This is a genomic window from Actinoplanes flavus (genome assembly GCF_017592555.1).
In the GTDB taxonomy this organism is placed as follows: domain Bacteria; phylum Actinomycetota; class Actinomycetes; order Mycobacteriales; family Micromonosporaceae; genus Actinoplanes; species Actinoplanes flavus.
On sequence record NZ_JAGFNS010000034.1, the window covers coordinates 1 to 21,981 of the forward strand.

At 71.7% G+C, this 21,981-nt stretch carries 13 protein-coding genes, 1 tRNA gene and 1 pseudogene; 6 read left to right on the forward strand and 9 right to left on the reverse strand.

Features of this window, described 5'->3' with window-relative positions; genetic code table 11:
* The first annotated feature begins 137 nt into the window (after positions 1-137).
* Positions 138-1,094, forward strand: coding sequence for a hypothetical protein (locus J5X75_RS36585; RefSeq protein ID WP_208472183.1), 957 nt, complete (start codon positions 138-140; stop codon positions 1,092-1,094).
* Between the two features lie 253 nt (positions 1,095-1,347).
* Here J5X75_RS36585 and J5X75_RS44985 read toward each other — a convergent pair.
* A pseudogene (locus J5X75_RS44985) lies at positions 1,348-1,476 on the reverse strand (IS3-like element ISTesp3 family transposase); the annotation flags it as partial.
* A gap of 399 nt (positions 1,477-1,875) precedes the next feature.
* Positions 1,876-1,958 (reverse strand) — tRNA-Leu (locus J5X75_RS36590).
* Between the two features lie 112 nt (positions 1,959-2,070).
* Between J5X75_RS36590 and J5X75_RS36595 the strand changes: the two genes are divergently transcribed.
* A complete protein-coding gene (locus tag J5X75_RS36595) occupies positions 2,071-2,751 on the forward strand; it encodes a maleylpyruvate isomerase family mycothiol-dependent enzyme (protein ID WP_307798497.1) in 681 nt (226 codons plus the stop codon).
* A gap of 7 nt (positions 2,752-2,758) precedes the next feature.
* Here the strand turns inward: J5X75_RS36595 and J5X75_RS36600 are convergent, their stop codons facing one another.
* Positions 2,759-3,586 carry a patatin-like phospholipase family protein gene (locus tag J5X75_RS36600; RefSeq protein WP_208472184.1) on the reverse strand — a complete coding sequence of 276 codons (828 nt, stop codon included), beginning with the start codon at positions 3,584-3,586 and terminating at the stop codon, positions 2,759-2,761.
* 136 nt (positions 3,587-3,722) lie between these two features.
* On the opposite strand from J5X75_RS36600, the gene J5X75_RS46230 reads away from it, so the two are divergent.
* Positions 3,723-5,222 carry a GGDEF domain-containing protein gene (locus J5X75_RS46230; RefSeq protein WP_208472185.1) on the forward strand — a complete coding sequence of 500 codons (1,500 nt, stop codon included), beginning with the start codon at positions 3,723-3,725 and terminating at the stop codon, positions 5,220-5,222.
* Position 5,223: 1 nt separating this feature from the next.
* On the opposite strand, the gene J5X75_RS36610 is transcribed toward J5X75_RS46230, so the two are convergent.
* Complete coding sequence (locus J5X75_RS36610; protein WP_208472186.1) at positions 5,224-6,075, reverse strand: alpha/beta fold hydrolase; 852 nt, start codon at positions 6,073-6,075, stop codon at positions 5,224-5,226.
* Positions 6,076-6,159: 84 nt separating this feature from the next.
* Between J5X75_RS36610 and J5X75_RS36615 the strand changes: the two genes are divergently transcribed.
* Positions 6,160-6,753 (forward strand): TetR/AcrR family transcriptional regulator, encoded by a 594-nt coding sequence (locus J5X75_RS36615; RefSeq protein ID WP_208472187.1) that lies wholly within the window; start codon positions 6,160-6,162, stop codon positions 6,751-6,753.
* A gap of 28 nt (positions 6,754-6,781) precedes the next feature.
* On the opposite strand, the gene J5X75_RS36620 is transcribed toward J5X75_RS36615, so the two are convergent.
* Positions 6,782-7,720 (reverse strand): S66 peptidase family protein, encoded by a 939-nt coding sequence (locus tag J5X75_RS36620; RefSeq protein WP_208472188.1) that lies wholly within the window; start codon positions 7,718-7,720, stop codon positions 6,782-6,784.
* Between the two features lie 265 nt (positions 7,721-7,985).
* On the opposite strand from J5X75_RS36620, the gene J5X75_RS36625 reads away from it, so the two are divergent.
* Complete coding sequence (locus J5X75_RS36625) at positions 7,986-8,603, forward strand: calcium-binding protein (protein WP_208472189.1); 618 nt, start codon at positions 7,986-7,988, stop codon at positions 8,601-8,603.
* Between the two features lie 57 nt (positions 8,604-8,660).
* Here the strand turns inward: J5X75_RS36625 and J5X75_RS36630 are convergent, their stop codons facing one another.
* A complete protein-coding gene (locus J5X75_RS36630; protein WP_208472190.1) occupies positions 8,661-11,453 on the reverse strand; it encodes an AfsR/SARP family transcriptional regulator in 2,793 nt (930 codons plus the stop codon).
* Positions 11,454-11,584: 131 nt separating this feature from the next.
* Between J5X75_RS36630 and J5X75_RS36635 the strand changes: the two genes are divergently transcribed.
* Positions 11,585-15,634 (forward strand): CHAT domain-containing protein, encoded by a 4,050-nt coding sequence (locus J5X75_RS36635; RefSeq protein WP_208472191.1) that lies wholly within the window; start codon positions 11,585-11,587, stop codon positions 15,632-15,634.
* A gap of 11 nt (positions 15,635-15,645) precedes the next feature.
* Here J5X75_RS36635 and J5X75_RS36640 read toward each other — a convergent pair whose 3' ends face one another.
* From J5X75_RS36640 to J5X75_RS36650, 3 genes are read right to left on the reverse strand one after another with little or no spacing between them, the layout of a single operon-like run.
* Complete coding sequence (locus J5X75_RS36640; RefSeq protein WP_307798498.1) at positions 15,646-18,294, reverse strand: FtsX-like permease family protein; 2,649 nt, start codon at positions 18,292-18,294, stop codon at positions 15,646-15,648.
* Positions 18,291-21,326, reverse strand: a complete 3,036-nt coding sequence (locus J5X75_RS36645) for an FtsX-like permease family protein (protein ID WP_208472192.1) — start codon at positions 21,324-21,326, stop codon at positions 18,291-18,293. The genes J5X75_RS36640 and J5X75_RS36645 overlap by 4 nt, the downstream gene beginning before the upstream one ends.
* Positions 21,326-21,979: an ABC transporter ATP-binding protein gene (locus J5X75_RS36650; protein ID WP_208472193.1), complete on the reverse strand. Its 654-nt coding sequence runs from the start codon at positions 21,977-21,979 to the stop codon at positions 21,326-21,328. The genes J5X75_RS36645 and J5X75_RS36650 overlap by 1 nt, the downstream gene beginning before the upstream one ends.
* Positions 21,980-21,981: the final 2 nt, after the last annotated feature.

Genomic DNA, 21,981 nt, shown 5'->3' on the forward strand with positions numbered 1-21,981 from the left:
ACGGCCGCCGGTGATCACCGACGGCAGGTGCGGTGACAGCGATTCCCACTCGGCGTCGGTCAACTCATAGCGGCGGATCACGCCGTACATCATCCATGGCCATGATCCTTTGAAGACACGGCCTAGGATCTTCGGTCATGGTCCGGACCACACCACCGCGCCCGTTCGACATCACCGACGTCTTTCCCGAGCTCAGGGAGCACCGGGGGACGACCACCCGGCTGCACCCCCGCACGGGAACGCCCACCAGCGCCGACAGCTCGGTCGGCGGCCCGTTGTTGTGGCCGGCCGACGAGCCGTGGCCGATGTGCAGCGACGGCGACGGCCATTTCCTAGACAAGCTGATGAAGCCTGCGGCGGTCCGCCGCAGCCGGGAGATCTACGAGGCGGCCGAGCACCGGTCCAGCTTTACCGACGAGGAACGGGCCGAGCTGGCGTCCCTGGAAGTCCCCGAGCCGGAGGAACTGGTTCACCGGCCGGTGCCGCTGATCCCGGTGGCTCAGGTGTACCGCCGGGACGTGCCGGGCTTCATCGGCCCCGACGATACGGACCTGTTCCAGGTGCTGTGGTGCCCGCTGGGCCACGCCGACGAGGACGCCCCCAAGATCGAGCTGTTCTGGCGACACACCGCCGACATCACCCGGCCGCTCCAGACCGCTCCCGAACCACCCGCGGTCGAGGAGGCTTACCTGCCGAACGCATGCGTCGTGCATCCGGAACACTTCGTCGACTACCGGTACTTCGAGATGCTCCCCCGGGATCTGCAAGCCCGAATCTCCGCCTGGGAGAAGGAAACCGGCGGCCCCGACTATTCGAAATGGTCCGCGGTCCCCGGTTGGAAGGTGGGCGGCTTCCCCTCCTTCCGGATGAGCGGCCCCATATCGATGACCTGCGAAACCTGCGACACCGAAATGTCCTTGCTCTTCGCCGTCGGCCACGGCGAATGGGATGAGGCAGGCTACTGGTGCCCCCTCGAAGACCCAGTCGACCTGTCCGACCCCCTAACCGGAATCTTTATTGGCCGCGGCTTCGACTGGTACATCCTCCACTGCCCCGTCTCCCCCGACCACCCGTTCTCACCCATGATGCAGTGACAGCCGCTCCCGAAGCCCCACCTTCGGCAGCTTGACGGGATCGAGGTGGGGCGTGTCGCCTGGGCGGCCTCGGCGAGATCGAACAGGCTGTGCCGCCTGGAGCCCTCGCTGGATGCGATGCAGGGCGTCCGGTCGGGCCACACTCGCCAGGTCGCCACCGACATCCGCGCGACCCTGAGTCCGTCTCGCGGACGTGGCATCCCCACCGTAAGCAAGACCGTGGGACGGTGTTGTAGCGGTGTAGCCAGCATTGGGCTCCGTGGTCGGTGTGCATGATGGCCCCGTCGAGGTTGCCGCGGGTCCGCTGCGCGGCGTGCAGGGCGTCGATGACCAGGTCGATGCGCATGTGATCGGCGATCGCCCACCCAGCCAGGCGCCGAGCCGGCCGCTTCAATGCCGACCGTGACCGCACGCGCCGGCCGTGGACCGGCGCCACGACGTTCGTCGCCAAGCCGCACCCCAGCTGCGCAGGGTCTCCCGGTTGACGCCCAGGTCATCGGCGATCGACGCCGGCAGTTGCGGTGGCGCGGGCACACGCTCCTGTGCACGCCGGTCAGCATCACCTTGACACCGGCGAGGACACGGCTTCCGTGAGTTTCAATGTCTCGGCATCCCAGCCAGGCGACGCATGCAAGAGAGCGGAAGATGAGCCGGAGACACTGCCGGAGAGTCTGGGCAGTTGCCGCTGCCAGGCCTGTCGGTCATTCCGCACCAGCGGCGGAAAGCATTCAACCCACACCAGAATCATCCAAAACGTGAATGATCTTGGTGTGGGTTAACGTGTCCGAAGGGGGACTTGAACCCCCACGCCCTTGCGGGCACTAGCACCTCAAGCTAGCGCGTCTGCCATTCCGCCACCCGGACCTGCCCGAACAACATAACAACCCGCCGGCACGAGGTGTTGATCGGGGGTGGGTACCGTACGGGCGTGACATCGGAGAGATCGACGACATCGAGTGGGTCTCATCATCGAACCGTGGAAGGCCTGATGGACTACCTCGCCCTGCTGCACGACGAGTTCGCCGCCTTCCAGGCCTGCCTCGACGGGGACCTGACCGCGCCGGTGGAGCACTGCGGCGACTGGACGCTGCGTGACCTCACGATTCACCTCGGGCAGGGCAACCTGTGGGCCGCCACCGCCATCACCGACCTGCGCGGCGACTACCAGCCGGAGCCGCCGCCGGAGGATCTGGCCGAATGGTTCGAGGGCACTGCCCGTACCCTCGAAAAGGCGCTCGAGCGTGACCCCGCCGCCGAGGCCTGGACCTTCGCCCCGCCGCGGACCGTCGCCTTCTGGCGGCGCCGCCGCTGCCTGGAGACCGTCGTGCACCGCTGGGACGCCGAACACGCTCTCGGCCGCGCCGGTGTACTCGGCCCGCAGCTGTGCGCCGACGGCATCGCGGAGGTCATCGAGGTGTTCGTCCCTCGGATGATCAAACGCGGACTCGCCGCCGAACCGCAGGCGGCCGTCCGGTTCACCGCCACCGATGTCGGCGCATCGTGGGTGCTCGGACCGGGGGAGCCGGTCGCCACCCTGACCGGTACGGCGCAGGAGCTGATGCTGGCGCTGTGGAACCGCCGCCCGCTGCCGTGGGAAACGGTCACCGGCGACGAGGCGGCCGCCCGTGCGGCGCTGACCGGCCCCCTCGTGCCCTGACCGATTGTCACCAGACGGCGCGGACCGCCTCGGCGAGTTCCGTGCCCTGCCGCAAGCCGGCACGCACCGACGCCGGGCGGGCCGCCGGGTCCATGAAGTCGCGGCCGAACGCCTCCAGCGCGGCCGCGTCCGGCTCGATGAGCAGCGTCTTCGCCGCGCCGGACGCGGTCATCTCGGCGACGATCCGGTCGCGGCCCAGCCACGCCAGCGGCGCGATCACCACGAGGCGTTCGGCGCCGGCGGCCAGGTCGGCGCCCGCGCCGAACCGGACGCCGCCGTCCATGTAGCGGCGTCCGTCGATGGTCACCGGCGGCATCAGGCCGGGCACGGCGCAACTCGCCGAGATCGCTTTCAGCAGGGGTACGCCGGACGCCGCGCCCAACAGCACATCCTGACCGTCGGCCGTGTCCACCACCAGGACGCGCAGGTCCCGGGCGGGCCACTCGTGCACCGGCAGCAGCGGTTCCATCCGGGCCAGGTACGCCTGCTCGTCGACTGTGGAGGCGGCCAGCGCGAACTCGCCGACCCGGGCGCGCGCCTCCCGCGGCGGCACCGACGGATCGGCCAGCACCGCCATGGCGGCCATCGCGGCGCCGGTGTCCCGGCCACGGCGGCCGCCGCCCGTGCGTTCCTGCTCCTGCTGCTGGAGGGCGACCGCCGCCTCCAGGTCGGTGCCGGCGGCGAGGATCGCGCCGACGACCGACCCCGCGGACGTGCCGATGATCGTGTCGGCGTCGCCGAGTGGGACGCCCGCCCGCTGCAGGCCGCAGAGGACGCCGAGATGCCAGGCGATGCCGGTCACGCCACCGCCGCCGAGAACGAGAGCCTTCGTCACGTACCGAACGGTAACGACACGGCGCCAGAGGTCAAGAATCCTCCGTACGCCGACATGCGAGAAGTTCCCAGGTTTTCCGGCCGGCAGACGATATACCTGGAGAACTGCCATCCGAGATCGAGAATGGTGAGATGCGGTGACCGATCGGCACACGGCCGCCATCGAAGAGGCGTACCTGCTGATCGAGGCCGCTCAGGGGCACCACGACGCCGTCCGGGTGGAGGCCGCCGACCGGGAGGCCATCGACCACGGCTGGTACGACGTACGCCTGCTCCTGCACTTCGCCCGGTCTCTGGCCTGCCTGGAAGCCGGTCTCGACGACACCGAGCACGTCGACGCCATGCTCGCCGCCGCCGTCGCTCTCGGCAGCCCGGCCCTGCTCGCGCTCGCCCTCGCCGTCAAGGCGGACCGGCGCGCCAGGACCCATCGCACCAGCACCGACGGGGATTCGGCGTCCCGCTTGCTGGCCCAGGCGGTGGTGCTGCTCGACCAGCCCTCGGACGAGCCGGCCGCGCACCGGGCCGCTGCCCTGATCGAGGTCGGCTGCGTCGCCCACGAACTCGGGTTCTGGGAACTCGCCCTCGAATACTACGAACGCACCCGGCAGCTGATGGCCGGCGACACCAGCCCCACCGCGGTACGCCAGCGGCGCGTCGTGGCCGTCAACCGGCTCGACCTGTCGCTGGACTGGGCGGCCGGGCTCGCCGCGGTCGGCGACTGGCCCACCCGTACCGAGGACGTCGACGACCTGACCGACGCCGCGTGGCCGCCCGTCTGGGTCGTCGAGTTCCACGGCAATCGCCACCTGCTCGCCGCCGTCGCCGGGCAGCCCGCCGACCCCGGCGTGCCGGTCGACGAGCGCATCGCCACCCTCGGCGACGCGATCCGGGCCGCCCGCGCCGGCGACGCCGCCCGCGCCGCGCACCTGGCCGAACAGGCGACCGAGGACTTCCCCTACCAGCTGCCGACCCGCGTGTACCTGCTGCAACTCGCGCTCATCGCCAAACGGCCAGGGACCAACCCCACCGCGATCCGGTACGGCGACGAGCTCGCCCGACTGCACTGGAACGACCGGCTCGACCGGATGGCCGCCATGCGCGACGCCATCGCCGTCGAACGCCGCCGCCAGGAACACGAACGGCTCAGCCGGGACCTCGTCGTCGACGACCTGACCGGACTGGCCAACCGTCGCGGATACCAGGCCTATCTGGACACCCTCGGCGCCGCCCCGGGCCACGGGTTCTACGCGGTGATGATGATCGACGTGGACCATTTCAAGAAGGTCAACGACCGGTTCGGCCACGACGTCGGTGACCTGGTGCTGGTGCGGCTCGGGCAGATCCTCGCCGCCCAGGTCCGGCCCGCCGACCTGGCCGCCCGGCTCGGTGGGGACGAGTTCGTGGTCATCCTGGCCGAGGTGCTGCCGGGTGTGCCGGAGGCCCGGGCCGGACAGATCCTGGACGCGGTCCGCACACATCCGTGGAGCGAGATCGCGCCCGGCCTCACCGTCTCGGTCAGCATCGGTGTCCACCACGGCGGCCGGGCCGAGCTGCCGGCCCTGCTCTCCGACGCCGACCGCAGCCTTTACGAGGCCAAACACCACGGCCGCGGCCGTGTCGAGGTCGCCGCCGGATAGGTCAGGCGATCCGGGCGCCGCGGGGCATCCGGGCGATCACGTCGTCCCAGATGCCTTCGGGCAGTTCGTGGCCGACACCGGGATACTCGACGAACTGCGCGCCGGGGATCTGGGCGGCCAGATCGCGGCCCGCGCTCGGCTTGAGCATCGGGTCGTCGGCGCCGGAGACGACCAGTGTCGGCGCGGTGATGCCGGACAGCGGCGGCAGTTTCACCGCCCGGGCGGCGGCCAGGTGCCGCCGCGTGGTCCGCGGATCGCGCGGCGAACGCTGGTGGCCGAGGGTCGCCGCCGCCCGGACCCACTCCTCCGGGAACGGATAGCCGGGGGAGGACTGCACCCGGTAGATGGTGACCTCGTTCTCGATCTTCTGCTGCTCGGTGGTGGCCTTCGGCAGCTTGCGGAACTCCTTGAACAGGCCGAACTTGAGGTAGCGCAGCGTTCGCAGCACACCGGCGGTAGCCGGGCTGCTCATGCAGAGGGTGAGGCCGCGGACCCGGCCGGGGTGCAGCAGCGCCATGCCCTGCGCGATCGCCGACGTGCCGCCCAGGACGTGCGCCTCGGTCCAGCCGAGCGCGTCCATCACCGCGAGCCCGTCGTCGATCATGTCGTTCATCGTGTAGAGAGGGCCGCGGGTGCCCTTCACCGGTTCCGGATAGTGGGTGGACAGGCCCGTGTCCCGGTTGTCGTAGCGGGCCACGTGGAAGCCGGCCTCGACCAGGCGCTCGCAGAACGCGTCGTTCCACCAGACCATCTGGTAGTCGATGCCCAGAACCAGCAGCAGCGGCTCTCCGGCGGTGCCGAACGTCTCGTACGCGATTTGGGCGTCACCGTTGGTGACGTACTGGATGGTCATGCCTGCCTCCTTTTTCATGCACTCGCATGATAACGAGGTTTGGCCACTCCTTGCAATGCGCCCGCATGAGATAGGTTCGGTGCCGTGCCGAAGCAGGTCGACCACGAACAGCGCCGCCGCCTCCTCGCCGAAGCGGTCTTCGCCGTCATCGGAACCCGCGGATTCGAGGCCGTCAGCCTGCGCGACGTCGCCGTACAAGCCGGCGTCTCGATGGGCACCGTGCAGTACTACTTCCCGACCAAACACCAGATGCTGCTGTTCGCCCTCGGCCACATGCGCCAACGGGTCCTCACCCGCATGCAGGCCACCCTCGCCGCCCTGGACAGCCCCACCCGCCGCGACGTGATCCGCGCCGCCACCGCGGTGATGCTCCCGGTCGACGAACCCGGCCGCGAGGAGGCGTGCGTCAACATCGCCTTCTTCTCCGCCGCGACGGTCACCCCCGAATACGCCCAGCAACTACGTGACGGGTACGAGCGCATCCTCACCGTCTCGACCGCCAACCTCCGCGAGGCGGCCCGCCTCGGCGAACTACGCGACGGCATCGACCCCGATCGTGAGGCGCCCGCCCTCTACTTCCTCACCCAGGGACTGGTCGGCCCGATCCTGATCGGCCTCTACCAGCCCGCCGAGGCCATGTCCCTGATCGACGACCACCTCGACCGCCTGTTCCGCTGACCGGCCGGGCAGCCGCCGGAATCACCCGTCAGCCCGCCGGTCGCACCGCAGGTTCGAGCAACGACACGGTTCGCCGGTCGGCGTCGAGGGCGGCTCGGATGCCGACCGGCATCGGAAGGTTCGGGCCGGCGTGCCCGATGTCGACGTTGCCCAGGACCGGGATGTCGCGGTCGCCGAGAACCTCGAGGACGATCTCGGCCAGTGTGGGGGAGACGCCGGGCTCCAGGCCGTGAATGTCGCGCGGGACTCCCACGACCATCCCGGCGATGCGGTCGAGGACGCCGGCGTGGCGCAACACCTGCAGATAGCTCCACACGTGTGCGGCCGCGCCGCCGATCTCCTCCCAGAACAGTACGGCTCCCTCGTACCGGTCGGGGGGAAGCGCAAAGCGCGTCGCCTGGGCCAGGACGACGCGGTTGATCACCCCGCCGATCAGGGGGCCCTCCGCGCGGCCGGGACGCCAGCACTCCCAGGACGGGCGCGAGGGCAGGGCGCCGATCGGATCGGTGCTGGTCAGCAAACGGAGGTAAAGGTCTTCGAGTTCGGCCCGGCGGCCCGGCGGCGCCGCCTGCCAATGGCCGCCGAAGCCGGGAACGGCCATGTCGGCATGAAAACCGACCAGACCGGTACGCGCATGAAGAACCAGATGCAGCAGCGAGATGTCGCTGTATCCCAGGAGGGGCTTGGGGTCGGCTCTGATCGCCTCGACGTCGATCAGATCGAGATAGCCGAGTGCTGTCTGGCCGCCGTCGCTCGCCACGATCGCGCGTACCTCGGGATCGCGCAGGAAGCCGTTGAGCTCGGCGGCGATCTCCGCCGGGGTGGCCGCGCTCCACCAGTGCCGGCGTCCCACCTCGAGCAGCGGGGCCCGGCGCACCCGGAAACCCATCCGCTCGAGCACGACGACCGTCTGCTCCACGTGTGGCTCGTGGATGTCGGGAAGCGGGCCGGAAAGGGCCGCGATCACGATGAGATCCCCGGGCCTCAAAGCACGCGGGCGCAGCGTGGGAAGCATGCCGGCATCGTCCCCGCGAGGGTGACCGACCGCCACGGAATTACCCGGGCGGGCCGCCCTACCAGCGCGTTCAACAATCGTCCAAGGATCGTCCAGGACGGGCCGTCCACTCTGGCGAGTGTGGTGAAGGGGACGGATCGCCGATCCGTCCGGCCACGCACTCTCGGGGGAAGGACCGATCATGCACATCGACGTTCGTACCAACCGGTTCCGTCGGGTGGCCCTCTGGGCCGGCCCGGCACTATTGCTGCTGGCTTCCGCGTTTGCCGCCACACCGGCATCGGCGGCTGCCCTCGTTGTCGTGCCGCCCGGCTGCGGGCAGTACTCGGGCATGATGGTGAACGCAAACCAGCTCTTCGACTTCTCCGCGGGTGGGCCTGTCGGTGCCCCCGGCGCGCTTTGGCCGGTACCTCAAGTCAACGACCCGATCGTCGTCGGCAGCAACTTCGCCGACTATGTCAGAGGCTCAGGCAACGACGACATCCTCTGCGGCCGGGGTGGCGGCGACGAAATCGAGGGCGGCTCGGGTGACGACGTGATCTTCGGCGGCACCGGTGCCGACACGCTCAGCGGCCAGGAGAACGCGGACACCATCCACGGCGGCGACGACAACGATGCCATCTGGGGCGACCACGTGATCCCGACCGGCTTCGACACCGGGGACACCCTGGAGGGCGGCAGCGGCTCGGACAGCCTGTTCGGCGGGCCGTGGGACGACACGCTCTCGGGTGGCGCCGGTGGCAGCGACAACGACTTCGGCGACGGGGGCGCCATCTCCGCCGTCGGGAACTCGTGCAGAGGTTTCGAGGTCGGGCCGTTGAACTGCCTGCCGTGAGCAACGACCGTGGCTGATGCGAGGGACGGGAATGACTTCCCGTCCCTCGCATCGTCGTCAGCGGAGTTTGGCGCGCAGCTCGCCGGCAGCCGGATGGCCGAGCCGCTCTAGCGTGTCCAAGGCCTGCCGCCATTCCTCCCGGGCGGTCGCCGCGTCGCCGACAGCGTGGTGCGTGTCGCCGAGGTGGTCGCGGACGAGGGCTTCGGCGTGACGGTCGCCGATGTCCCGGAACAGATCCAGCGCCTGCCGGTAGCAGGCGATCGCCTGCCGGTGCTCGCCGAGGTGGTGGTGGGCGAAGCCGAGACTGTCCCAGGTGTTCGCCTGCCCGTACGGGCTGCCGGCCTGCTGGGACAGGGCGAGCGCCTCCTCGCCGTAGCCGAGGGCCTCGCGGTGCTCGCCCAGCTGCGAGTGGTACCAGCCGACCGCGTTGAGGGCCACAGCCTGCTTGAGCGGCGTGCCGACGGCGCGGTACAGCTCCAGCGTCCGGTGGGCGTGCGGCAGCGCCTCGCGGGGTAGCCCCTGCCGGTCGAACAGCATGGCGATGTCGAGATGGACGTGGGCGCGCCCGGCATCGTCGCCGAGTTCACCGAACAGCGTCAGCGCGCACCCGAGGTGGCCGTGCGCGTCCTCGTACCGGCGCAGGTTGGAGTAGGCGTTGGCGAGGAGCCGGTGCGCCTGTGCCTGATCGGCGCGGGCACCGAGGCGCCGGGCGGCCTCGAGCCCCTCGTGCTGCGCGGTGACCCAGTCGTGCCAGTGCCCTCGCCGGTCGAAGAAGGTTGCCAGGGTCCAGGGCAGCTGGCAGGCATGCACGTCGAACCCGGCCGCGCCGGCATGCACGATGGTCGCGAGCAGCACCGGATGCTCGGTGGTGAACCAGAGCATCGCCGCGTCGAGATCGGCCAGGTCCGTGGGGACGGTGCCGGGCCGGGCCGCCGTCAGGGTGAGCGGGTCGCGATGCGGCGACAGCAGCAGAGCCGCCCGGTACGCGGTGTGCAGGTAATGATCCAGCAGCCGGTGCAGCGCCTCACGGCCCGGCTCGGCACCGGCGGCCAGCTCGACGGCGTGGAGCCGCACCAGGTCGTGCATCCGGTAGCGGCCCGGCACGTGTTCGTGGACCAGGTGTGCGGCGGTGAGCTGGTGCAGAACCGAGCGGGTGGCGCCGATCGGGGTGCCGGCCAGGCTGGCTGCCGCGGCCAGGCTCAGGTCGGGCCCGTGCGTGTGCCCGAGAAGGGCGAACAGCCGGGCCGCCTCGGGCGTCAGCGCCCGGTAGGAGCAGGACAGCACCGCCCGCAAGTTGACGGCCAGCTCACCGGCGTCGAGCGCGTCCAGCCGGGTGCCGGCCGCTCGCAACTCCCCGGCGAGCGCGGCCAGGGAGAGACCGGGCTGCAACGCCGCGCGGGCGGCGATGATGCCCAGCGCCAACGGCAGGCCGGCACACTGCCGTACGAGTTCGGCGACCGAGCGCTCGTCGGACGCCGCCCGCTGCCGGCCGAGGTGGCGCAGGAGCAGGTCGCGCGCATCGGCGTCGGGCAGCACGTCCAGGGCGAGCGGCCGGGCGCCGTGCGTGGTCACCAGCCCGCCGAGCTGATGCCGGCTGGTGACCAGCACCGCGCCGGCGGATGTCCCGGGCAGCAGCGGCGTCACCGTCGCGGTGTCCCGGGCGTTGTCCAGCACGATCAGGATGCGCCGGTGCGCGATCAGGCTGCGGTAGAGCGCGGCCTGCGCGTCGGTGTCGGCCGGGATGTCGGCCGGAGCCACGCCGAGGGTGTCGAGGAATCCGCGCAGCGCCACCGCCGGGGCGACCGGGTCGGTGGTCGGGTCGAAGCCGCGCAGATTCACGTACAGCTGACCGTCGGGAAACCGGTGAGCGTTGTCGTGCGCCCAGCGCAGGGCCAGCCAGGTCTTGCCGATGCCGCCGCTGCCGCCGATCGCCGAGATCACGACGGTGGCGCCCCGGCCGGCGGAGGCGGTCATGATCTCGTCGAGCCGGGCGAGCTCGGCGGCCCGGCCGGTGAACGTACTCGGTGACGCCGGCAGCTGGCGGGGCAGGGGCAACCGCCGGCCGGCCGGCGGTACGCCGGCCGACACCGCCGTGGCGGCCTCGGGAGCGTCGAGAGCCGGGTCGGCGGTCAGGACCTGCTGGTGCAGCCGGCGCAGCGGCGGGCTGGGATCGGCGCCCAACTCGTCGGCCAGCCGCAGCCGCAGCCGCTGGTAGAGATCCAGGGCGGCGGCCTGGCGCCCGCAGCGGTACAGCGCCAGCATCAGCTGTCCGGCAAGGCGTTCGTCCCAAGGATGCGCGGCCGCCGCGGCCGACAGGCCGGCCAACAGGTCGGCGTGCCGGCCGATGCCCAGCAGAAGGTCGTTGCGGTCCAGCTCCGCCGCCAGCCGCTCGGCGTCGAGACCCTCGCGTACGGAGTTCAGCCAGGGCGTGTCCAGCGTGGCGAACGCCTCGCCGCGCCAGAGCCCGAGGGCATCGGTGAGCAGCGACACGCCCGGTTCGTCGCGGCCGGCCGCGCGAGCCCGTGTGACCAGATCGCGGAAACGGTGCAGATCCACGGTCATCGGGTCGACGGCGAGCACGTAGCCGCCGGCGCGCCGCTCGATGACGGCCTCCGGGACCGGGGCCAGGACCTGGCGCAGCCGCGAGAGATAGCTGTGCAGCGTGCTGCGGACGCGCTGCGGCGGATGGTCACCCCACACCCGGTGGACGAGCTGATCGATCGGCACCGCGCGCTCCGCCTCCACCAGCAGCGCGACGAGCACGCACTGCTGCCGGACATGACCGATGTCGGCGGGGCGGCCGTCGACGCACACCTCGATCGCACCGAGCACCCGGAACTCGACCGCCACATTGACCACCGCCTCCGGCCGATTCTCCCAAGTGGAGAATGCCGCGGGCCAGGACGCTTTCAACCCAGGCTCCTAGGATGATTTAGGGGATGTGAGGTGCTGTCCGTCGGTTATCCGGTAGGAGGTGGCTCGTGGCGACCGGTGTGGTGGTGAACGGCTCCAGCTTCGAGATCGTGGCCGGAAACGAGCGGATGGGGCCGCGCCGGACGCTGACCGCGGCCGACGAGAGGCTGCTGTCCGACCTCGCGGCGCGCTACGTGCGAGCGGTGCAGTCGGATGCCGCCGACGACGTCTTCCGCACGCTGGGCCAGGAGCTGTGGTCCTGGCTGGACGGCGACCAGGGCGAACTGACAGCACTGCTGGCGCGCGTCCCGGCACCGGTGACCTTCGAGATCCGGGCCGAACTGTCGCCATCGGAGCGGGCATGGGCGTTGCTGCGGGCCCCGTTCGAGCTGCTGGCGCCGCCCAGCGGCGGCGGCTTCCTGGCCGCCAACGCGGTGCAGCGGTTCGGGGTGCTGCGACGGCTCGGCTCACCCGAGAATCCGCCGGAACCCGACGGGTACCGGCTCGGCCTGGCGTTCATGGCCTCGTCACCACGGCGCCAGCACGAACTCGACTTCGAAGCCGAGGAAGCGGCGATCCTCAACGCGGTCGACGACACCCGCGTCGATCTGGTGGTCGAGGACACCGGCAACCCCGAGGAACTGGGACGGCGGCTCGCGGACCTGGGCGGCATGCCGGTGGTCCACCTCTCCTGCCACGGCGTCAACAAATATCCGGTACGGGCGGGGCAGCCCGTCGAGCCGGTGCTGATGATGGAGGACGAGGTCGGCGACGACCTGCCGACCACGGCAGCCGATCTCGTACGGTTGATGACCACGCCGCCGAGGCTGCTGTTCGTGTCGGCGTGCCTGACCGCGACGGCAGCGGGCGCCACCGGGCATCTGCCGGCCGGCGCCGGGCGCCGCGCCGGAACCGTGGACGGCGAGCCGGACGCGATGCCGGCCCACTCGATGTCGACGGCGCTGGTCACGGCGGGCGTCCCGGCGGTCCTGGGCTGGGACGGCTCGGTCGGCGACCGGGCGGCGACCTTGTTCGCCGAAGATTTGTACAAGCAGTTGAGTAACCGCGCTGACCTTGCCATGGCCGTCGGTGACGCCCGCCGGGCCCTCCTGAACTCCGACGACCGTGGGGTACGCGCGGACTGGCACCTGGCGCGGCTGTGGCTCGGGCCGACCGGCGGCGGACCGCTCGTGACCGGAACCAACCGGCGGTCGCGCGTGTCGGCGGTGCACGGGACCAAGGTCTTCCTCGACCGAAAACAGCATGTTCCGGTCGCGGCTCCGGCCATGTTCGTCGGCCGTCGCCCCGAACTGCAACGCGCCTTGCGGGCCTTGCGCGGGCAGGACAAGGCGGGAGTGCTGCTGCACGGGCAGGGCCGCCTCGGCAAATCAAGCCTGGCAGCCCGGATCGCCGACCGCTGCCCGCAGCTGGCACCGGCGGTGGTCTTCGGCGAATACAGCGCCGCCGCGATCCTGGAGGCGGTGGACGAGGCGGTACGAACCAACGCGGAGGCCAGAGAACTCATCAAGCGGCGGCGGCCCGACGTCCGTGACCGGCTCGAGGCGCTGGAAGAACTGCTGATCGACCTGTTGAGTGGCCCGTGCGCGCAGGCCACCGACGGACGGCGACCGCTCCTGCTCGTCATCGACGATCTCGAACAGATCCTACTGCCGGACCCCAACGGCCCGCACCGCGTCGATCCGCGGGTGGCTCCCGTGCTGGCTGGCGTGCTGCGGGCGTTCGACCCGAGCCTCACCGACAGCAGACTCCTGATGACCAGCCGTTTCCGGTTCACCCTCGATGGTCTGGAGTGCCGGCTGGAACAGGTACCGCTGCGCCCACTGTCGCCGGTCGCTCAGCGCAAGCTGCTGAACCGGCAACAAGCGCAAGTCACCCCACAGAGCCGGGAGGAGCGGGACGTGCTCGCCGAGCGCGCGATGACGGTCAGCCGCGGCAACCCTGGTCTCCAGGACCTCATCGGCCTGCGCCTGGTCTACAGCGATCAGATCGACCTCGGTCGGGCCGAGAGCGCGGTCGCCGGCATGGAGGAGTACCTCCATCAAGGCCAGCCGCCCGCGGAGGCCCAACTGCGCGAGTTCCTGGAGAACCTGGCCCTGGACACGCTGATCGACCAGGCCGGGCCGGCGCATCGCGCGCTGCTGCGGGACCTCACCCTGTTCGACCTACCGGTGCCCGAGTCCGTGACTGTCAGCCTGGCCCAACGCACCGGAGGATCGACAACCCGGCTGCTCGGGCTCGGATTGCTCGACGTCTTCCCGGACGCCTATGACCCGCGACGGCCGGCTCTGGCCGCCAATGCCCTGGCCGCCGGGCGCCTCGAACCACTCACCGCCGACGAGATCATCGATCTGGCCGGCGTGATCGTTGAACCGCTGTACACCGCCTGGGGCGGCGATAGGGAAGGCCACCGCGACACAGTCCTGGACCTGCAGTTGACCGGGATCGCCCTGCGCGCCGACACCCCGCATGTCGTCGCCGACTGTGCCCCCGGTGCGGTGACGGCGCTGCGTTCCGGGCCGGCTGTCCATGCGTTCCGGCTCGGCGAGGAGGCCATCACACTGCTTGACCGGCACCGGGCGCCGGTGCCGTTGTTGCTGCTTCGGCGGGTCGCCGAGGTGGCAAAAGTCAGCGGAGACGGCGAGACGGCCGGGAGATTGCACAGCCGGGCGATCCGGCAGACCCAAGCCGACGGCGCCGAACTGGGTGACTCGCTCGATCGCGCCCGCGTCATGGCCGAACACGCCATTTACCTGGTCGGCCGTGGTGAGCTGCAGCAGGCCGAACAACTCGTCCGGCAAGCCCACCAACTGTTCACCGCCGGAGGATCCGAATACGAAGCAGCCAGATGTCAAGGAGTAGTCGCCGACGTCCTTTTTCGGCGTGGTGAGTACGACGAGGCCTTGCGTATTCGTCGTGAGGTCGAGTTGCCGGTCTATGAGCGGCTGGGGGAGGCCCGTGAGTCTGCGGTCATTTGGGGCACGACCGCTGACGTCCATTTTCGGCGTGGTGAGTACGACGAGGCTTTGCGTATTCGTCGTGAGGTCGAGTTGCCGGTCTATGAGCGGCTCGGTGACGCGCGTTCGGCTGCGGTGACCTGGGGTCGGATCGCTGACATCCTCTTTCAGCGTGGTGAGTACGACGAGGCTTTGCGTATTCACCGAGAAGTGCAGTTGCCGGTCTATGAGCGGCTGGGGGAAGCCCGTGAGTCTGCGGTCACCTGGGGCAAGATCGCTGACGTCATCTTTCAGCGTGGTGAGTACGAAGAGGCTTTACGTATTCGTCGTGAGGTCGAGTTGCCGGTCTATGAGCGGCTCGGTGACGCGCATACGGCTGCGGTGACCTGGGGTCAGATCGCCGAAATCGCCCTTCGGCGTGGTGAATACGAGGAGGCTTTACGTATTCGTCGTGAGGTCGAGTTGCCGGTCTATGAGCGGCTCGGGGAAGCCCGTGAAGCTGCGATCACCTGGGGCCAGATCGCCGAAATTCTGTCTCGGCGAGGTGAGCACGAGGAGGCCCTGCGTATTCGCCGAGAAGTGCAGTTGCCGGTCTATGAGCGGCTCGGTGACGCGTATTCGGCTGCGGTCGCCTGGAGCAAGATCGCTGACATCCTCTACTGGCGTGGCGAGCACGACGAGGTCTTGCGTATTCGTCGTGAGGTCGAGTTGCCGGTCTATGAGCGGCTCGGTGACGCGCGTTCGGCTGCGGTCGCCTGGGGCCGGATCGCTGACATCCTCTTCCAGAGGGAAGAATACGATGAAGCAGCTTCCCTGCAAACCGAACGGTTACGTGTGAACGAGCGGTTGGGTGTGCTGGATGGAATTGCGGCCGCAAAGTGGGAACTGGCCCAGATCGACATCGTCCGGAAAAATTACGAGGCCGCCTTCCCTCGCATCGTCGAGTCCTACCGAATTTTTCAGCAACTTCGGCAAGCCGACGGTATCGCGATTGTCGGTAGCGCTCTTGGACAGATCCTCCTTGCCGTCGGACGGCAGGAGCAGGCAAGACCGGTTCTGGAAGCAAGCCTGTCCGCCGCTGAGAAGATCGGCGCAACGACACTGGTACAGGACATCCATCAGCTGATCGATGGAAGCCAGTGAACGTAGGGACGCTACTGGCCACCGACGCGGAGGACCTCGGCCAGCTGGCGTCGGCGGCGGGCCGCGGCTTCGAAGCGGACGATCACCGGGACCGCTGCGACGAAGAGTGCGGTCACGACGGCCAGGCCGGGCCACGGCCACACCACCGGCGGGTCGACCTCCTGGCCGGTCAGCAGCCGCAACTCCAGCGCGTCGAACAACGCCGTCGAGGCGGCTCCGGCCAGGACACCGCCCACCGCGGCGGCCAGGGCCCACGGCAGGAGCTCACCGGCGGCGACGCGCCGGGCGTCGAGCGGAGTCAGGCCCAGCGTGCGCAGGCGGCTCAACGTCTGCCACCGCTGTGGCGCGCCCGCGGCCGCGGCCAGCGCGAACCCGGCCAACCCGAGCAGCACCAGCAACACCGCTGACGCCCACGACAGCCACAGCAGGCCGCTGACCAGTGGGGCGGTCCGGCGGTCGCGGAGCACGTCGGAGCGCAGGAGCGCGCCGGTTCCGGTGACGGCGGCTTCGGTGCCGGGCCCGTTCACCCAGATCGTGTTCGGGACGGATTCGACGCCGGCGGCCGCCAGGGCCGCGGCGTCCACGATGACCACCTCGTCGGCGCCGCTCACCACCGGGGCCACCCCGGACGCCGTCAAACGCACCGGCGGCTCGTCGTCGCGGCGCAGCTCCAGGGTCATGCCGGGACGTAACTGGCCGGAGGCCGAGCGGACCAGCGCGGGCACCGACGGATCGGCGACCCCACCGGAGCGGATGATCAAGCGGGACGGGACCAGGGCCTCGTCGGCGATGATCCGGGCGCCGTCGGCCACCTCGGCGGTGGTCACCGACGTCACCCCCGGTTCGGCGGCGATGCGCCGCGCCACCGAACCGGTCGTGGCGGCGGCATCGTCGGTCACGTCGATGCGGGCGTCGGCGCCGACCGTCTCCCGTGCGCCGTCGACCAGACCGCGCTGCACGGTCGCCCCCAGGACCAGCGCGAACACCGCCAGCACCGCCGCGGTGACAAGCGCCAGCACCGGCAGCGGCCGCCCGGAACCCGCCGCCGCCTGCGCCGCGCCGAACACCGCGAGCGGCCGCCGCGACCGCAACAACCGCCGCAACACCAGCCCGGCCACCAGCGGCAGGATTCGCAGCAGCGCGATCGCAGCGGTGACCGCCACCAGTGTCGGCGCCAAGACGGGCAGCCCGGGAGCGGGACCACGCTGGTGCAGGGCCACCACGGCGGCGCACGCGGCCAGCAGGACCGCGACCTCGGCGGCGGCTCGGCGCAGCGCGGCGGTGTGACGCAACCAGCGGCGGGCGGACCGGTTCGCGGGCACCTTGCGGTCGCGGGTGGCCGAGGCCGCCGCGATGATCCCGTACGCCGGACCGGCGACCGCCGCGGCGAGAACCACCGGCGCCACCCACCACCCGGCCACACTGCCGGTGACCAGGTAGGCGCCGGCGCAGCCGAGAGCGGCCGCCACCAACGTCACCAGCCCCGATTCGAGAAGCAGTTCGGTGCCGAGCACGGGCAGGGTGGCGCCCCGCTGACGGGCCAGCGCCAGCGCCGCGGTACGACGGCGGCCCAGCAGCGAAGCGGCCAGCGCCAGGATCAGCACCGCCCCGGCGATGACCGCGAACAGCAGCACCGACGCCTGCACCCGGGCCGCCGAAACCTGCTCGGTCACGTCCCGCAGGACCGCGTCGAGCTGGGTGTTCCAGGTGGACGTGGTGTCGAGGCTGCCGGACGTCGCCGACGTCGCCTTCAAGGTGATCGCGGTGGCCGCGATGGCGTGCGCCGTCTCCCACGTGAGCACCGACGGGTCGGGGGAGAAGGTGACGACCCGCCGCAGCTCGTCCGGTCGGAACGCCAGCCGTGCGTCCGGCAGCGACTCGGCGGTCAGCAGGCCACCGAACCGGGTGGTTCCGGCGCCGTCCGCGCCGGTGGCCGGATCCAGCAGCCACGGCGCGAGACGCCACGCCGGATCGTTCCGGTCAACCGGCCGGAAAATGCCGCTGACCTGTACGTTCTTGGTCGCGCCGCGCTCGTCGCGTACCTGTAGGACGGCTCCCGGCCGTACCCCTGAGGAAGCCGCCGCCGACTCGCTCAGACCGACCCGCACCCGCCACGCCGGCCCGGAGTAGGGCACGTCGGCCTCGCCGTCGACGGTCGCCGAAGGCGCCGAACCGTCGATCCACTCCACCCTCGGGCCGTCGCCGCCGTCCAGATAGGCCATCCGGAAGGTCCGCAGCACGCTGCCGTCGGTGAACCGCAACGTGGGAGTGATCACCGACGCGACCGGCGGCCGCAGCGCCGCCCGCAGATCGGGCCCGAGCTGTTCGAGCGACCGCCCGCGAAGGTCGGCGAGGTCGGCGGCCAGGTACGGCATCCGCATCCGGCCGGGCGAGCCGTCGCTGGTGAAGTCGTCCGGTTCCCAGCGGGCCTGCACCGTCACGTCGGCGCTGGTCCCGGCCCGCCGCACGGCATCGCGGACGGCGGCGTCGGCGGTGTCGCGCATCAGCCCGGGAACCGCCCCGGCGAGCACGCTGACCAGCGCCACCACCAGCGCGGACAGGATCAGCGGGCCGGCGTCGGCGCGGGCCCGCCCCCGCACGCTGGGCCAGTGCAGACCGACCCTCAGGGCCTGGAGCCGGCCCGCCGGCACGGCGGTCACGAGCTCACCCGCAGATGGGCGGCGTCGGCGCGCCGCGACTGGACGATCACGACCCCGGCGACGGCGATCAGGCACCCGGCCGTCAGCACACCGACGACGGCCAGCTCGGCCGGCCACGGCCACACCGGCGCGACGGCCGGCACCGGCGCCGCCCCGGTCTCCGAACGGATCATCAGCGGCGCCACCACCCACGTGGCCAGCGCGCCCACCGCCGCCCCGGCCGCCAGCAGCGGCACCATGACGATGCCGTGCTGACCGAGCAGGGCGAAACGGATGTCGCGCCGCCGCATCCCCAGACCCCGCAGCCGCGCCACCTCCACGGCCCGGGCGTGCAGGTCACCGGTCACGTGCAGGATCACTCCGGCGAGCAGCAGCAGGACCGCGGCCGGGACCAGCAGCCGCAACACGGCGGGCAGCCCGGCCCCAACCGGGCCGGTGGTCAATCGCCTGGCCTCACCCGTACGCGTGCTGATCTCACCGAGATGGAGCCCGGCGGAAGCCGCGGCGTGCGACGGATGGGCGACCCACCACGCGTCGACCGGCATCTGCGGGTCACCGCGCACGAGCAGCGCCCGCGACAGCGTGTCCAGGTCGGCGAGCAGCGCCACCGACCCGGGCGCCGACGGCACACCGGGCACGATCGAGGCGACCTTCACCGGTACGGGCGTGTTGCCGACCGTCACCTGCAACTCCGATCCGGGCGACACCGACAGCTGTTCGGCGAGCCGCCGCGACACCGCCACCGGCACCACCCCCGGATCGGCGAACGACGTCGCGACCACCTGCCGGGCGGCCTCGGCCGGACCGCCGAGTTCCACCGTCGCGGTCACCCGCAGGGTCGCGCCGGCAACCGTGACCGTGGGCTCCCGCAGCTGGTCCGGATACGGCTGCGACGACCCGGCCGTCCACGTCGCACCGCCGGCCGCGCCCGGGATCGTCACCGTGACGTCGATGCGGCTGGAACCGGTGGCATCCCAGCCGAACGCGTCGGACGTGACCGGCAGCAGCACCGCCACCAGCCGCAACCCGTCACCGTCGGCGCATCCCGCCAGCTCGTGCGGCCGGGAGTCCAACGCGACGGCCGCCGCCGGGCACACGGTCCGCAGCCCGGTCGGATCCTCGAGGATCAGCCGCGGCGTGGTGGTCAGCGGCGCCGTCCCGGTGGCCCGGCCGGTCACCGTGATCCGGCTGCCCGACGGCACCGCCAGACCCTCCACCGCGGTGGCCGGGGCGAGGCCCGCGCCGACCGCCGCCCAGTTCTCGCCACCGCCGCGCAGCAGGGTTCCGGCGCGGCGGGCGTCGACCGCGACGAGCCGGGGCGGTTCACTGTTGCCACCCAGCCACTGGCCGACGGCGACGCCACGGTTCACGGCCGGGGCCACCGTCCCGCCGACCGCCGCCGTCACGGCCGCGCCCTGCCCGGCGACCGGCGCGCCGCCCAGGGTGATCGCGAGATCGGTGCCGACGGACAGGTCGGCCTGGTCCCGCTGGGACCGCTGCCAGGTGGCGCCGAAAGCGACCCCGAACGTGGCGGCCGCACATCCGAGCGCGATCAGCAGGGCGGCCGCGGTCGGGCGGCGGGCGGCCTGGACCACGGCCAACGGCATCGGAAGGCCACGCGTGCGCGGGACCAGCCGGTCCGCGGCGTGCAGGGCGGCCGGCACCAGCCGCAACGCGAGCACACAACCGGCGGCCAGCAGCAGCGCGGGCGACAGGATCCGGACCGCGTCGACCCGGGTCTGGGCGGTGTCCGGCTGCGACGTCAACTGCCACCAGCCGGCCGCCGCCAGCGCCACCAGCAGCAGGTCGGCGCCCGACCGGGCCAGCGGCGCCGGCCGCTGCCGCCCACCGGCGGTCACCAGGATGGCCAGCAGCGTCCCGGCCGCCACCGCACCCACCTGCACACCGGTGACCGTCAGGTCCCCGCCGAGCCAGACGTGCACCGCCGACGACAACGGCACCGCCAGAACCGTCGCGGCCAGCGCGAGCAGCCCCGCCTCGGCGGCCGCGACGCCACCCAGCTGCCAGCGGCTCGCCCCCATCGCCGACAGCAGCGCCGTCTCCTCGCCGCGCACGTCCGCGGTCAGCCGGCCGGCCAGCGCCAGAGCCGCCGCGGTCAGCGCCACCGCCAGGACCGCGACCGCCAGCACCGCGGCCGTGGTGACCCGCTGCTGCCGGCGGGCCTCGGCCAGCACCCCGGGCAGGGCGGATCCCACCCGCTCGATCTGCACCCGCTCACCGAGCACCGCCGACAGCCGCCGGTCGGCCGCCAGGGTGCCGGCCTCGATCCGGGCCAGCGCGCGATGGTCGGGATCGGACAGATCCGGCCGGGCCGTGATCTCCAGCCGGGACAGCGCCGACGAACCCGACAGCAGATCGGGATAGTCGACGAGGAAGGGCCCGTACGCCTCGGCCGGCTGCAACGCGCTCGCACCCCGGTACGCCAGGTCGAATCCGGTGCCGCCGAGCGGGTCCCGATCCCAGCCGGCGCCGGGCTTCGTCCGTACGATCGCGGTGATGTCGACCGTCACCGGCGGCGCCGGATCGCGGGCCTGCTCCGTGCCGAGAACGACCCGGTCGCCGACAGCCAGACCCAGCAGGCGCGCGGTCGGTTCGAGCACCGCCGCCTCACCGCCGGCACCGGGCCAGCGCCCCGACACCAGCGACGCCCGCTGCGGCAGATCCTCCACCCCGGACAGATAGCCGATCCGGCCGGCGGACAGCGGCCGCATCACCGACGACGCCCGCCCCGACGTGGCCACCGCGAACGGCGCCAGCGCCTCGGCCAGCACCCGCCGGGTGTCGGCCGCCACCGACGGCACCGCGGCGCGGGCGACCGTCACCGCGTACCCGGTCACCTCGGTCTGCGCGGGTGTGGCCGCCGCGGCCGCCTTCTCCCGCGCCCGGTCCGCGCTCACCGTCACCAGCAGCGCACACACCCCGAGCAGCGCCGCCCCGGCCGTCACCACCGCCAGCAACGCCGCCAGCAGCGGCCACTGCGCCCGCGCCCGGCGCCCCACCAGCGCGAGCACTACCCGTCGACCTGTCCGTCGCTGATCCGGACCACCCGGTCCGCCAGCGCCATCATCACCGGATCGTGCGTCGACACCAGCGCCGTCACCTTCTCCGACTCGACCACCGCCCGCAGCAGCGCCATCACGGACCGGCCGGTCTCGGCGTCCAGCTGGCCGGTCGGCTCGTCGGCGATCAGCAGCCGCGGCGACGACGCCAGCGCACGGGCGATCGCCACCCGCTGCTGCTGCCCGCCGGACAGCTCACCCGGCCGCTGCTTCGCGTGCTCACCGAGACCGACCAGGTCCAGCAGCAGCGCCACCCGCTTCTCCCGGTCGGCGGCCGGCATCCGGGCCAGCCGCAGCGGGGCGCCCACGTTCTCCGCCGCCGACAGCACCGGGATCAGGCCGAACGTCTGGAACACGTACGACACCTTCTCCCGGCGCAGCCGCGACAGGCCGTCCTCGTCCAGACCGGTGACATCGGCGCCGTCCACCTCGACGGTGCCCTCGTCCGGGCGGTCCAGACCGCCGACCACGTTCAGCAGCGTCGTCTTGCCCGAACCGGAACGCCCGACCAGCGCCACCATGCTGCCGGCCGGCACGTCGAAACTCACCCCGCGCAGCGCGTGCACCGGCCCGAACCGGCGGTGCACCCCACGGATGCGCACCATCG

Excerpts from the sequence above, each read along its gene's own strand:
- J5X75_RS36585 (WP_208472183.1), top strand. The coding sequence starts at position 138 with ATGGTCCGGACCACACCACCGCGCCCGTTCGACATCACCGACGTCTTT.
- J5X75_RS36650 (WP_208472193.1), bottom strand. The coding sequence starts at position 21,979 with ATGGTGCGCATCCGTGGGGTGCACCGCCGGTTCGGGCCGGTGCACGCG.
- J5X75_RS36610 (WP_208472186.1), bottom strand. The coding sequence starts at position 6,075 with ATGACCATCCAGTACGTCACCAACGGTGACGCCCAAATCGCGTACGAG.